The following is a 14806-nucleotide window of genomic DNA, read 5'->3' as shown; positions in this document are numbered from 1 at the left end:
TCGGCGCGCGACCGTTCCTTTCCCGCCGCACGGGCCGAAGCCGCATCCCCGTTCACCCGACCGGGCGTCCCCGGCCGGGACATTACGACCTGTCACGGGAGGGCTGTGCCATGTCACTCCACGAGGACGACCACCGACCGCTGTCCGGAGCCCAGAAGGGACTGTGGTACGCCGGGCGGCTCGTGTCCGACAGCGCCGCGTACAACACCGCGGAGGCGGTGGAGATACACGGTGCCCTGGACACCGGCTTGTTCGAGACCGCGCTGCGCCGTACCGTCGGCGAGGCCGACACCTTCGCCCTGCGCTTCCTGGACACGGACGACGGCCCCCGCTGCCACCCGGCCCCGGACGCGCACGACTGGACCCTGCACCGGATCGCCGTCGGCGACGCCGACGACCCGGAGGGGACCGTCTGGGGGCACGTCCGCGCGGAGCTGGCGACACCGGTGGACCTCGGCAAGGGGCCGCTGTTCTCCCACACCCTGCTCACCCTCGCCCCCGACCGGCACCTGTGGCTGCTGAGGGCGCATCACCTCCTGCTCGACGGCTACAGCTACAAGCTGCTGGGCCGCCGTCTCGCCGACGTCTACAACGCGTTGGCCGAGGGGCGCGAACCCGCTCCGGCCGCCTTCGCCCCCGTGAGCCGCCTCCAGACCGAGGAGGCGGCCTATCTCACCTCCGAGCGCTGCGCCCGCGACCGGGACCACTGGAGACGACGGCTGGCAGGACTGCCGGAACCCGCGCGGCTCACCCGCCGCGACGCCCCGCCCGTCGCCTCGTTCCTGCGCCGCACCGCGGAGCTGGAGGACGCCGAGGCCAAGGCCCTGTCGGCCGCCGCGGCCCGGCTCGGCGCCACGCGCACCGATCTGCTGACCGCCGCCGTCGCCGCCTACCTGCACCGCATGACCGGCGCCGACGACCTGGTGCTGGGCATGGCCACGATGAGCAGGCTCGGCAGCGCCGCCCTGCGCGCCCCCGGCACCGCCTCCGACGTCCTGCCGCTGCGCGTGGCCGCCGGCCCCGGCACGTCCGTCGCCTGCCTGGTCCGCACGGTCGCCGGCGAACTGGAGGCACTGCGCCGGCACCAGCAGTACAGGGGCGAGTTCATCCGCCGCGACCTGAACCTGCTGGGCACGGGCCGCCAGCTGTACGGGCCGGTGCTGAACATCGTCCCGTTCACCGAGTCCCTCGACTTCGGCGGCCACCCGGCCACCTGGCACCACCTCTCCGGCGGCGCCGTCGACGACCTCCAGATCACCGTCCGGCCCGGACCCCGGCCCGGCGGGCTCCGGCTCGCCTTCGACGCCAACCCCGCCCTGTACGAGGAGGACGAACTCGCCCTGCATCGCGACCGGTTCCTGGCCCTGTTGCAACGGCTGGCGGACGCCGCGCCCGAGACACCCGTGGGAGAGCTGGACCTGCTGCTGCCCGGCGAGCACCCGCGGGACGACCCCGTGCGGGACTTTCCCGTCACCGCGACCCTCACCGACCTGTTCGAGCGGCAGACGCGGACCTCACCGCAGCGCGTCGCGGTGACGTACGAGGGCGAACGGCTCACGTACGCCGAACTCGACGCCGGGGCAAACCGCCTGGCCCGGCTGCTGGCCGAACGCGGCGCGGGCCCCGGCCGGGTGGTGGCGCTGGCCCTGGACCGGGGCCTGCGGCTGCTGCCCGCCCTGCTCGCCGTCCTCAAGACCGGCGCCGCCTACCTGCCCCTGGACCCCGGCCACCCGGCGGAGCGCCTGCGACCGGTCATGGACGACGCGGCCCCCGTCCTCCTCGTCACCGAGACCGACCTCGTGCCACGCCTCACCGGCGGCGTCCCCACCGTCGTCCTGGACGACCCCGCCGTTGAGGCGGACCTCGCCGCACGCCCGGCCGAGGGGCTGACCGACGCCGAGCGACGGGGCCCGAGGAGCCCGTCGGACATCGCGTACATCATCCACACCTCCGGCTCCACCGGCCGTCCCAAGGGCGTGCCCGTCGCGCACGCCAACGTGGTCCGCCTCTTCACCGCCGCGGCCGAGCACTTCGACTTCGGTGCGGACGACGTGTGGACGCTGTTCCACTCCTACGCCTTCGACTTCTCGGTGTGGGAGATCTGGGGTGCCCTGCTGCACGGCGGCCGGCTCGTCGTCGTCCCCTACGCCGTCAGCCGCTCGCCCCGGGACTTCCTGCGGCTGCTGCACCGCGAGGGCGTCACCGTCCTCAACCAGACGCCGTCCGCCTTCGAACAGCTCATGGACGCGGACGCCGAGCGGGCGCCGGGCAGCGGTCCGCACCCGGCAGGCGCGCTGCGCCACGTCGTCTTCGGCGGCGAGGTCCTGCGTCCCGAGCGGCTGCGGCCGTGGGTCGACCGGCACGGACTGGACAGCCCGGCGCTGGTGAACATGTACGGCATCACCGAGACCACCGTGCACGTCACCCACCACCGCATCACCCCGGCCGACCTGACCGACCCCCGCCGGACGAGCGTCATCGGCAGGCCGCTGGCGGACCTGCGGGTGCGCCTGCTGGACCCGGTGGGCCGGCCGGTGCCGCCGGGCGCCGTCGGAGAGATGCACGTGGCGGGCGCGGGCGTGGCCGCCGGATACCTCGGCCGGCCCGAGCTGACCGCCGAGCGGTTCCTCGACGACCCGTTCGACCCGACCGGCGGCCGGATGTACCGCTCCGGCGACCTGGCGCGGCGCCGCGCCGACGGCACCCTGGAGTACGTGGGCCGGGCCGACCAGCAGGTCCAGCTGCGCGGCTTCCGCGTCGAACCCGGCGAGATCGAAGCCGTCCTCGCCGCCCACCCGCAGGTCTCCCGGGCCGCGGTCGTCGTGCGCCGCGCGGACAACGGCGCCCGGCAGCTGGTCGCCTACACGGTCTCCGCCGGGCAGGAGCCGCCGAGTCCGGCGGAACTGCGCGCCCACGCCGCCACGCACCTGCCCGACCACATGGTCCCCGCGGCCTGCCTGAGCGTCGACGCGCTCCCGCTGACCGCCAACGGCAAGCTCGACACCGACGCCCTGCCCGCGCCCGACTTCACCGCCGTCGCGGTGGGCGCGAGCCCGCAGACCCCCGAACAGGCACTGGTGTGCGGCCTGTTCGAGGACGTGCTGCGGCTGCCGCGCGACACGGTGGGGGTCGACGCCAACTTCTTCGACCTGGGCGGCGACTCCCTGCTCGCCACCCGCCTGCTGGCCCGCCTGCGGCACGTGAGCGGTGTCGAGGTGCCCATCACCGCCCTGTTCGACGGGCCGACACCGGCGGCGCTCGCACGACGGTTCGCCGACCGGCCCGGCACCGCCCCCGACCGCCCGGCCCTGGGCGACGTCGACCGTCCCGAGCTTCTTCCGCTGTCCTACGCCCAGGAACGCATGTGGTTCCTGAACCGGCTCGACGGGTCGGCGGCCACGTACAACATCCCGCTGGTGGTGCCGCTCGGCCCCGCCGTGGACACCGAGGCGCTGCACGTGGCGCTCGGGGACCTCGCCGACCGGCACGAGAGCCTGCGGACGGTGTTCACCGAGCGGGACGGCCTGCCCCACCAGCGGATCCTGCCGCCGGGGGAGCTGCGTCCGACGCTGCGCCGCGTGGACTGCCCGGCCGACGAGATCCCCGCGCACGTCGCTGCGGCCTCCCGGCACCGCTTCGATCTGTCCGGCGAAAGCCCCCTGGCCGCCTGGCTGTTCGGTACGGGGAAGAAGCGCACACTGCTGCTGGTACTGCACCACAGCGCGGCCGACGGCTGGTCGCTGCGCCCCCTCGCCGACGACCTGACCGCGGCCTACGCGGCGCGCCGCGAGGGCCGTGCCCCGGCCCGGGACCCGCTGCCGGTGCAGTACGCGGACTACGCCGTCTGGCAACGCGCCCTGCTCGCTCCCGAACCCGAGGGCACGGGACGGCTGGAGCGGCTGACCGCGCACTGGCGCGAGACGCTGGCCGGTCTGCCCGAGGAGTGCACGATGTCCGGCGACCGGCCCCGCCCCGAGGTCGCGCGCGGCGGCGGTGCGCACGTCACCGAGACCGTGGACGCCGCACTTCACCGGGACCTGCTGGACCTGGCCGAGCGCGAGGGCGCCAGCCTGTTCATGGTGCTGCACGCCGCGGTGAGCGCCCTGCTCACCCGCTGCGGAGCCGGCGAGGACATCGTCGTCGGCACGCCCGTCGCGGGCCGCTCCGAACCCGCCCTGGACGACCTGGTCGGCCTGCTCGCCAACACCCTCGTGCTGCGCGCCGACACCTCCGGCGACCCCGCGTTCCGGGACCTGCTCGCCAGGGTGCGCCCGCACGACCTGATGGCCCTGGACCACCAGGACCTGCCCTTCGACCGGCTCGTGGACGAGCTCAACCCGCCCCGCCGCCCCGGCCGCCACCCGCTGTTCCAGGTCATGCTGGCCCTGCAGAACAACGAACCCGCCGTGCTCCGGCTGGACGACCGCGAGGTGCCGCTGCGGCCCACCGCCACCGGCACCGCCAAGTTCGACCTCTTCGTCGACGTCCTCGAACGGCGCGGCGCGGACGGCGCGCCCGACGGTCTCGACCTGCACGTCGAGTACGCCACGGACCTGTACGACGCCTCCACCGCCGAGGGGGTCGCCCGCGCCCTGGGGAAGCTGCTGCGGGCCGTGTGCGCGGACCCGGCCCGCAGGATCGGGGACCTCCCGGCGCCGCCCCCGCGCGCCCCTGCCGCCCCCGCCGCGATCGACGTCGCCGAGGTGGCGGACGCGGCCCTGTCCGTGCCCGGCATCCGCGACGCGGTCGCCCTGCCCGGCTCCGACGGCGCGCCGCCGCACCTGTACCTGGTGCCGGGCCGCGCGGACGCCGCTGAACGCGTCGAACAGGTCCTCGACGAGGCCGGATACGGCGCGCTCCGCGTCACGGCGGTCAACACCCTGCCCCGCACCGCCGACGGCCGGCTCGACACCGGTGCGCTCCGCGCCCTGTCCCCGGTCGACCGCACCGCCGCCGGAGCCTGGAGGCAGCGCCTGGACCGCGTCCCCGGCGTCCGCACGGCCGAGGTCGTGGTGGAGGCCGCCCCGGAGGAACTGACCCGCCGCCACGCCGGCCCCGCGCACCGCACCGCTCCGCCGGCACCGGCCGACGGGCCCCGCACCGCGACCGGAGCCGTCCCGGCGCTCAGCGAGGGACCGGGGCTGGCCGAACCGACCGTGCCCGGCTGGGCGCAGGCCCTCGTGCGGGCCGCCGAGCGCGACCACGGCGACATCGTGCACGTGCACACCGACGGCAGCGAGACGCGACGCGGCTACGCGTCCCTGCTCACCGAGGCCTCCCACGTCCTCGCCGGACTGCGGCGGGCCGGACTGCGCCCCGGCGACCAGGTGATCCTCCAGTGCGACGCCACCGAGGACTTCCTCGCCGTGCTGTGGGGTTGCATCCTCGGCGGTTTCGTCATCGTGCCGCTGACCGTCCCCGCCTCCTACGCCACCCCCTCGGCGGCACTGACCAAGCTGGAGGGCATCTGGCGGATGCTCGGCCGGCCCTGGATGGTGTGCTCCGCCAGCCTGGAGGCCGGCCTGCGCGACCTGGCGGCCCGGCAGGACTGGCCCGGGCTGCGGCTGACGACGGCCGACGCGCTGCGGGACGCGCCCGAGGACCGCGACTGGTACGCCGCCCGGCCCGACGACCTCGTCCTGATGCTGATGACGTCCGGCAGCACCGGTCTGCCCAAGGCCGTGCGTCTGACCCACCGCAACGTGCTGACCCGGTCCGCCGCCACCGAGCAGATGAACGGGCTCGACGAACGGGACGTCTCCCTGAACTGGATCCCGCTCGACCACGTCACCGGCGTGGTGATGTTCCACCTGCGCGACGTGTACCTGGGCTGCCGGCAGATCCACGCGCCCACCTCCTGGATCCTGCAGGACCCACTGCGCTGGATGGACCTCGCCCACCGGCACCGGGTCACCGTCACCTGGGCGCCCAACTTCGCCTTCGGCCTGCTGGCCGAACAGTCCGACCGCTTCGGGGACCGGCAGTGGGACCTGACGCCGATGCGGCTCGTGATGAATGCCGGAGAGGTCGTCGTGGCCCCCGCGGCCCGCCGGTTCCTGCACGTCCTGCGGCCCTTCGGACTGCCCCAGGACGTGATGCACCCCGGCTGGGGCATGTCGGAGACCTGCTCGGTGGTCACCGACGCCGTGCTGCCGGCCGTCGCACCGGGCACCGACGAGACGTTCGTCAGCTGCGGCCTGCCCTACCCCGGTTTCGCCATGCGGATCGTCGACGAGCACGGCACTGTCCTCACCGAGGGCGACGTCGGCCTGCTCCAGGTCCGCGGTACCTCCGTGACCGGTGGCTACCACGACAACCCGGCGGCCAGCGCCGAGGCGTTCACGGACGACGGCTGGTTCGACACCGGCGACCTGGCCTTCCTGCGCGACGGCGAGCTGTACATCACCGGCCGCGCCAAGGACGTCATCATCGTCAACGGCGTCAACCACTACAGCCATGAGATCGAGGCCTGCGTCGAGGAACTTCCGTACGCCGTGCGCAGCTTCACCGCCGCGGTCGCGGTGCGCTCCGACCCGGCGGCGACCACCGACGAACTCGCCCTGTTCGTCCACCTCGCCACCGGCGCCGACCCCGCCACCGCGCTGCGGGAGATCGCCGGCAAGGTGACCCGGGAGATCGGCGTCAGCCCCGCCTTCCTCGTGCCGGTCGACGCCGACGCCGTCCCGAAGACCGAGATCGGCAAGATCCAGCGGACCAAGCTGCGCAAGAGCTTCGAGGCGGGCGTCTTCGACGACGCGGTCCGCGAGGCCCAGCTGCTCATGGGCACCGCCGCCACCCTGCCCGACTGGTTCCTGCGGCCGATGTGGCAGCGGGCCGAACGCCACCGTCCGCGTGCGGCGGTGGCCGGCCGGCACGTCCTCGTCCTCGCGGGCGGCGAAGCGCGGGCCCAGGACCTCGCCCGGCACCTGGCGCGGTCGGTGCGGGCCGAGGGCGGGCTGTGCACCCAGATCACCGACGGAACGTCGTACGCCCGGCTCGACGCAGCCCACCACCGCATCCGGCCCGCCGAGGAGGCCGACCATCAGGCGCTGCTGCGAGCTCTCGAAGCCGACGGGCGGCCGGTCGACACCGTCGTGCACCTCGGCGCGCTGCACACCGGCGAGGCGGCCGACCCGGTGTCCGCAGAGGCCGTCACCGCCTCCCTGCTCGCCCTCGCCCGGGCCCTCGCCGACCGGCCCGGCGGGCCGCGCCCGGCCAACCTGCTGTACGTGACGGCGGGCGCCCAGGCGGTCACCGCCGCAGACCGCCCCTCCCCGGCGCACGCCCAGGCCGGAGCCGTCCTGAAGTCGCTGCGGGAGGAGGTGAGCGGGCTGCGGTGCGTCCACCTCGACCTCGACCCCCACGGCGACGAGGACCCCGTACCCGTACTGCTCGCCGAAGTGGACGGCACCCCCGCCGACACCGAAGTCGCCCACCGCGGCGGACGGCGCCACGTGCGTCGGCTGGCCCCCCTGCCCGAGCCGGCACCCCGGACCGAACCGCCCGCCGACGACGGCTTCCACCTCCTCAGCGGCGGTCTGGGCGGGGTCGGCACCGAACTCGCAGCCCACCTCCTGCGCACGCCCGGGACCCGGCTCCTCGCCCTCGGCCGGACCCCCCTCCCCCCGGAGGACACCTGGCCGGAGCACCTCGCCGCCGGAGGGACCGCGGCCGCCCGCATCGACGCCTACCGGCGGCTGCGCGAACTCGGCGACATCCGGTACGCGTGCGCCGACGTCACCGACGAGCGGCAGGTACGGGAAGCCGTCCGCGCGGCCGCCGAACACTGGGACGCGCCCCTGGCATCGGTCCTGCACCTGGCTGGAGCCCTCGTCGAACGCCCCGTCGGCGACCTGGACCCCGCCGCCTGGCACGAGGCCCTGGACGCGAAGGTGCGCGGCGCCTGGACCCTGCACCGCGTGAGCACGGACCACCCGGTCTCCTCCTTCGTCACCTTCTCTTCGGTGAACGGCTGGTTCGGCGGCGCCCTGAACACCGCCTACGCCGCCGCCAACGCCTATCTCGACGCGCTCGCCCTGCACCGCCGGGCCCTCGGTCTGCCCGCGCAGAGCCTGGCCTGGAGCATGTGGCACGAGCGCGGCATGAGCAGCGGCTACCGGCTCGCCGCGCTCACCGAGGCCCGCGGCTACCGAGTCCTGGACACCACCGCCGCGCTGCGCTCCTTCGACCTGGCCCGCACCCTGGATGAACCCCACCTGCTGATCGGCGCCGACCGCAGCGCTCCCTGGGTCCGCAGCCACGTCCTCGAACCCGCCCGGCAGGTCCGGCGACTGGCCGGACGTGTCACCCTGGAGGACGGCGCCGAGCTCGGCGCGCTCTGTCGGGCCGCCTCCGAAGCCGCCGGCGGGGAGCACTGGGTACTGTGCGCGGCCGGCGCCGCGCAGGCCGAAGCCCCCTCCGGCCAGGGCGAGCGGCTGCGGGACCTGGAGCGGCGGCTCGCCGACCTGTGGTGCGACGTCCTGGGGCGCGACCGGGTCGGCCGGGACGACAACTTCTTCGACCTGGGCGGCAACTCGCTGCTCCTGGTCGCCGCCCAGAGCGCGGTCGACCGGGCCTTCGGCATCGAGCTGCCCGTCGTCGACCTGTTCGCGCACCCCACCGTGCGCGACCTGGCCCGCCACCTGGAGGCCCTGACCGGGCCGCAGGCCGCGGCCGCCGGACCGCCGGCGGACCCGCAGACACCGCCGGAGACCGCCGGGACCGGGTCGAGCGGCCTGGACCGCGCCAAGGAACGAGCTCAGCGGCAGCGCGTGGCCCGCGCCCGCCGCTCCGCACGGCAGGGGAAGGACCGGGGCCATGCCTGAGACCACCGAACCGCAGGACGAGCAGGCACCGGCCGTCGCCGTGATCGGCATGGCGGGCCGCTTCCCCGGCGCGGACGACCTGGACGCGTTCTGGGAGAACCTGGCCGCCGGACGGGAGTCGGTGCGCCCCGTCACCGACGAGGAGTTCCTGGCCGCCGGCGGATCCGAGCGCGCCCTCGACGACCCCACGCTGGTCCGCATGGCATCGGTCATCGAGGGGATCGACCGCTTCGACTCCGGGTTCTTCGGCTACAGCCCTGCCGAGGCCGCCGTCGTCGACCCCCAGCAGCGGCTGCTGCTGGAGACGGCGTACCACGCCCTGGAGGACGCCGTGTGCCTCGGCTCCGGCGCCGCGACGGGCACGTTCGGCGTGTACGCGGGCAGCGGCGACAGCCGCTACTACCCGGCCCACGTGCACCCGCGGTACGCCGGGCGGCCCGGATCGGTGGAACTCGTGCACGCGGCCACCGCCAACTCCCTGGGCACGCTCGCCACCCGCGTCTCCTACGAACTCGGGCTGACCGGCCCGAGCGTGTCGCTGCAGACGGCCTGCTCCACGGCGCTCGTCGCCGTGCACACCGCCTGCCAGGACCTGCTCGACTACCGGTGCGATACCGCGCTGGCCGCCGCGGTCTCCGTCAACCCCTCGGCGCTGCTCGGCTACCAGTACGTGCCCGACGGGCCCTTCTCACCCGACGGACACTGCCGGGCGTTCTCCGAGGACGCGGCCGGCACTTCCTCCGGCGACGGCGTCGGCGCCGTCGTCCTCAAACGGCTGGAGGACGCCCTCGTCGACGGCGACCGCATCCGCGCCGTCGTCCGGGGCAGCGCCGTCAACAACGACGGACGCCGCAAGGTCGGCTTCAGCGCCCCCAGCGCCGCCGGGCAGACCGAGGTCATCCTCGCGGCGCAGGCCCAGGCGATGACCGATGCCGGCACCATCGGACTGGTCGAGGCGCACGGCACCGCCACGCGCCTCGGTGACCCCATCGAGGTGGCCGCGCTCACCGAGGCCTTCCGGCAGTCCACGGGGCGCCGCGGCTACTGCGCCCTCGGCTCGGTGAAGACCAACATCGGCCACCTCGGTGCGGCCGCCGGCATCGCCGGGCTCATCAAGGCCGTGCTGGCCCTGGAGCACCGGCAGGTCCCGCCGAGCCTGCACTTCGAACGACCCAATCCGCACATCGACTTCGCTACCGGACCGTTCCGGGTGCCCACCACCCTGGAGGACTGGCCCGCGGGCGAGCACCCCCGGCGGGCCGCGGTCAGCGCCTTCGGCATCGGCGGCACCAACGCCCACGTCATCCTGGAGGAGGCGCCGCCCGCACCGCCCGCCCCGCCCCGGGAACCGGTGGACGGCCGCCGTCTGGCGCTGCCCCTGTCCGCGCGCACGGCCGGCGCCCTGCGCGGCCAGGCCGAGGCGCTCGCCCGCCACCTCGAACGGCGGCCGGACCTGCGCCTGGACGACGTCGCGCACTCCCTGCGCACCGACCGCCCCGCGCTGCGCCACCGCCTGGCGGTGACCGCCGCCTCCCGTGAGGAGGCCCTGTCCGCGCTGCGCACCGCCGTGCCCGCGACCCCGCCCCTGCCGGACGAACCCGCACAGGTGGCGTTCCTGCTGCCGGGCGGCGGCACCCAGTACCCCGGCATGGGCGCGGACCTCTACTACGAGCACGACACCTACCGCGACACCGTCGACGAGTGCGCGCGCATCCTGCGTCCCACCCTCGGCGCAGACCTGCGCGACACCCTGTTCCAACGGCGGCAGGCCGACAGCACGAGCATGTTCCTCGCCCTGGTGGTCACCGAGTACGCCCTCGCCCGGACCCTCATGGCGGCGGGGGCGCGTCCGGACGCGCTCATCGGCCACTCGCTCGGCGAGTACACGGCCGCCTGCCTGGCCGGGGTGATCGACCTCGACGAGATGCTGCCCCTGGTCGCCGCACGCCTCCGGCTCATCAGCTCCGCCGGCGGGGCGACCGTCGGGGTGGCGGCCCCCGTCGAGGACGTGCTGCCGCTCCTCGACGAGGAGCTGTCCCTCGCCGCGGTCAACGGCCCCGCCGCTTGCACCGTCGCCGGGCATGAGGGCGCCGTCGCGCGCTTCGAGGCCGAACTCGCCCGCAGGGGCCTGACGTTCCGCCGGCTGCGCATCCCGGCTGCCGCGCACTCCCACGTCCTGGACCCGGTGCTGGAGACGTACGAGGAGCACCTGCGCGGCGTCACCCTGCGCGCGCCGCGGATCCCGTTCGTCACCAACGTCACCGGCACCTGGATCACCGACGCGCAGGCGACCTCGGTCCGGCACTGGATCGACCACACTCGCGACACCGTGCGGTTCGCCGACGGCGTCGCCACCCTGTGGGAGCGCCGCCCCGTCCTGGTGGAGATCGGACCGGGCGACACCCTGACCAAGCTGGCCGCCGCTCAGCTCGCGCAGCACACACCGGTGACGGTGACCACCATGCGGCACGCCAAGGCCGACGCCACCGACGGGTTCGTCCTCGCCGAGGCGCTGGGCCGGCTGTGGAGCACGGGCGTGGACAGCGCGCTCCCCGAGGTGCCGGGCACACCCCGACGCGCCCCCCTGCCCCCGTACGCCTTCGAACGGCGCCGCCACTGGATCGACGCCCCCGGTGCCCGCACGGACCCCGGCGCACCGGACGCCGGGACCCCGGTGGACGCCGAGCCCGTCCTCGGGCCGCGGCCCCGCCTGACCACCGGGTACGTGCCGCCGCGCGGCGAGCGCGAACAGGCGGTGACCCGCCTGTGGGGGGAGACCCTCGGCATCGACGGCATCGGCGTCCACGACAACTTCTTCGATCTGGGCGGCGACTCGATGCGCGCCGTCGTACTGGCGGGCCGGCTGCGCCAGGCCGGCGTGCTCGACGTACCCGCCGCGACCCTGCTGGCCGCGCCCACCGTCGCCGGACTCCTCGCGGCGGCCGACGACACCTCGGCACAGACGCCCGACGGCCCGAACGCGCTGGCCCCGCTGCTGCCGCTGCGGGCACAGGGAGACGCCGCGCCCCTGTTCTGCGTCCACCCCGGGGCGGGCGTGTCCTGGCGTTACACAGGTCTGCTGCCCCATCTGGGTGGCGACCAGCCGGTCTACGGCATCCAGGCCGTCGGCCTCGACGGCACCCGCCCGCCCGCGCCGGACGCGGCGTCCATGGTCGCCTCCTACGTCGACCTCGTTCGCCGGGTGCAACCTCAGGGCCCCTACCGGCTGTTGGGCTGGTCCTACGGCGGCTTCGTGGCACACGCGATGGCCTGCGTCCTGCAGGAGCAGGGCGAACGGGTGGAACTGCTGGCCATGCTGGACGCGCCTCAGCCGCACGGCACGCCCTACGACCCCGCGGCGGCCGAACGGCAGGTGGCGTCCCTGCTGGCGAGGGTGGCCGGCCTGCCCCCCGAGCCGGCGGGGGGCAGGCCGCCGGGCGTGGCCGACGTCCTGGACCGCATCGACGCCGACCTGGCCGTGGATCCGGCCAGTTCGCCGGTCACCCGGGCCGAGGCCGCGGCCATCGCCGAGGTCATGCGCAACAACCTGCGCCTGGCACCCCAGTTCGAGCCCGGTGTCTTCCGCGGGGACGTGCTGTTCTTCAGCGCCGGCCGGGAGCGGGCCACCGACTTCCCCGGCGACCTCGCGGTGCTCCCCGGCAAGGCCGACGGCTGGCGGACCTGTGTCGACGGCACCCTCCAGGACCACCGGGTGCCGTGCGGCCACTACGAGATGACCGAACCCGAGCCCCTCGCGCTGATCGGCGCCGCCGTCGCCAAGGCGCTGCGCGAGACGTCCCGCTGACCGACCGGCCCCGCCCGCCCCCGCCCCGAGCGGGCCCCGATCCTCCAGGAGACCCCACGTGATCCCGACAGCCACCCAGGACCTCTACGAACTCGGCGACGCGCCCGAGATGGGCACCGTGCCGAAGAAGATGTACGCCTCGTTGATCCGCCGCGAACGCTACGGGCAGCCCGTCGACGCCTTCCGCACCGAAGTGGTCGACGTGCCCCCGGTCGGACGCGGGCAGGTGCTCGTCAAGGTGATGGCGGCCGGGGTCAACTACAACAACGTCTGGGCGTCCCTGGGGCACCCGCTCGACGTGATCGCCGCCCGGCAGAAGGCCGGAGCCACCGAGGACTTCCACATCGGCGGCTCCGACCTGTCCGGTGTCGTGTGGGCCGTCGGCGAGGGAGTGCGGGACGTCAAGCTGGGCGACGAGGTCGTCGTCCTGGCCAGCCGGTGGGACGAGACGGCCGAGGACATCCGCCTCGGTGCCGACCCGGCCTTCTCCACCACCCAGCGCGTGTGGGGGTACGAGGAGAACTACGGCTCCTTCGCCCAGTTCGCCGTCGTCGACGACTACATGTGCCACCCCAGGCCCGCCCGACTGTCCTGGGCGGAGTCCGCCTGCTACATGGCGACGGCCGCCACCGCCTACCGCCAGCTCTTCGGCTGGGAGCCGCACACGGTCCGGCCCGGCGACCCGGTGCTGATCTGGGGCGGGGCCGGCGGCCTGGGCTGCATCGCCATCCAGCTCGTACGACACGTCGGCGGTATCCCGGTCGCCGTCGTCTCCAGCGAGGAGCGCGGCGAGTTCTGCATGAAGCTCGGCGCGCAAGGGTGGATCGACCGGCGTGAGTTCGACCACTGGGGCCGGATGCCGGACACCTCTGACGAGGCGGCGACGGCCCGCTGGCTGGCCGGTGCGCGCGCGTTCGGACGGCGCTTCTGGGAGGTGCTCGGCGAGCGTCGCGGCCCGCGGATCGTGCTGGAGCACTCCGGCGCCGACACCATCCCCACGTCCATGTACCTGTGTGCCAACGGGGGCATGGTCGTCATCTGCGGCGGCACCACCGGCTACAACGGCGACGTGGACCTGCGCTTTTTGTGGATGCGGCAGAAGCGGCTGCAGGGCTCGCACGTGGCCGGCGCCCGTGAGGCCCGTGAGGTGACCCGGTTGATCGACCAGGGCTTCGTCGACCCGTGCCTGTCGCGGACGTTCGGCTTCGAGGAGATCGGTCTGGCGCACCAGCTCATCCACGACAACCGCCACCCCGCGGGCAACATGGCGGTGCTGGTCAACGCGCCGGCATGACGCCGAGACGGCCCCCGCCCCGCGCGTCGAGCGCGGGGCGGGGGCCGCGGTGACCGGTAGCCGGCAGCCAGGGGGCGTGGCCAAGGGTCAGGGGCCGGCCCGGCCCAGGACCGTGCTGAAGACGCCCGCGCCGACAGGAACCACGTCGACGTGCACGGCGAGCACCGGGTCCGACCGGGGCTCTATGCGCAGTCCGCAGGCGAACGGGTGCGCTCGCAGGTCGCGCAGGGAACTCAACGCGTCGGCGGGAAGGGCCCGCGGCCCGGTGTGCAGAGCTTTCCACGCGGCTTCCTTCGCCGAGAACAACGAGGTCACCGACCATGGCATCGTCCCGGGCCCGGGGATGCGCAGCAGTTCCTCCTCGTCCTCGCACAGGACGAGCCGTGCCGCTCGGGAGGGCAGGGGACGCAGTTCCAGATCGCAGCCGAGCGGGGTGTTCCGGCCCGGCGCCCGGGCGACGGCCACCGCGACCCCGGCGCTGTGCGTGATCGACGCTGCCCGCCCGGGCGGGAACGCCGGTAGGCGGCCCGCCCGCGGAATCTCCCCGCAGTCCAGCCCCACCGCGTGCAGCGCGCGCCGCGCCGCGAGCCGGCCGGCCAGGAACTCCCCCCGCCGTCGCGACGGCATCACCGCGGCAGCGGCCTCCTCGGCGGGCCCGGCGGGCACGGCCCGCGGATCCGAGGTGAGGGCGACACCCAGGCCGAGACCGGCCGCCGCCCACGTCGGCCGTCGGGGCAGCAGCCGGGCGGCCACGTCGATGCTCTGACGGGCCTTCGCGCCGGAGAGTCCCCCGGCGGGCACGGCCCGCGGAGTCAGGGTGACGACGCCCAGCCCGAGGCCGGCCGGCCCACCGGGGAACACGCCCGGGGGACGGCCGGCCGT

General features: G+C 75.0%; 4 protein-coding genes. 3 read left to right on the top strand and 1 reads right to left on the bottom strand.

Going from position 1 to position 14806, the window contains the following annotated elements:
* Window positions 1–110 precede the first annotated feature (110 nt).
* The 3 genes from ORI94_RS22580 (at window position 111) to ccrA (ending at window position 13924) form a co-directional block, all read left to right on the top strand.
* Window positions 111–8825: a non-ribosomal peptide synthetase gene (locus ORI94_RS22580; protein ID WP_266078556.1), complete on the top strand. Its 8715-nt coding sequence runs from the start codon at window positions 111–113 to the stop codon at window positions 8823–8825.
* Window positions 8818–12630 carry a type I polyketide synthase gene (locus tag ORI94_RS22575; protein WP_266078555.1) on the top strand — a complete coding sequence of 1271 codons (3813 nt, stop codon included), beginning with the start codon at window positions 8818–8820 and terminating at the stop codon, window positions 12628–12630. The genes ORI94_RS22580 and ORI94_RS22575 overlap by 8 nt, the downstream gene beginning before the upstream one ends.
* A 109-nt stretch (window positions 12631–12739) precedes the next feature.
* Complete coding sequence (gene ccrA, locus ORI94_RS22570; RefSeq protein ID WP_266078702.1) at window positions 12740–13924, top strand: crotonyl-CoA carboxylase/reductase; 1185 nt, start codon at window positions 12740–12742, stop codon at window positions 13922–13924.
* Between the two features lie 87 nt (window positions 13925–14011).
* Here the strand turns inward: ccrA and ORI94_RS22565 are convergent, their stop codons facing one another.
* Window positions 14012–14725 carry a 4'-phosphopantetheinyl transferase superfamily protein gene (locus tag ORI94_RS22565; protein ID WP_266078553.1) on the bottom strand — a complete coding sequence of 238 codons (714 nt, stop codon included), beginning with the start codon at window positions 14723–14725 and terminating at the stop codon, window positions 14012–14014.
* Window positions 14726–14806 lie beyond the last annotated feature (81 nt).

Origin of the sequence: Streptomyces sp. NEAU-W12, from assembly GCF_026242095.1 — a bacterium.
GTDB lineage: Bacteria > Actinomycetota > Actinomycetes > Streptomycetales > Streptomycetaceae > Streptomyces.
Note: the sequence above shows the minus strand (reverse complement) of the source record. Positions and strands in the feature narration are given on the sequence as shown.

What these genes read in the sequence shown, in the direction of transcription:
- ORI94_RS22580 (WP_266078556.1), top strand. Translation starts at nt 111, where the DNA reads ATGTCACTCCACGAGGACGACCACCGACCGCTGTCCGGAGCCCAGAAG.
- ORI94_RS22575 (WP_266078555.1), top strand. Translation starts at nt 8,818, where the DNA reads ATGCCTGAGACCACCGAACCGCAGGACGAGCAGGCACCGGCCGTCGCC.
- ccrA (WP_266078702.1), top strand. Translation starts at nt 12,740, where the DNA reads ATGGGCACCGTGCCGAAGAAGATGTACGCCTCGTTGATCCGCCGCGAA.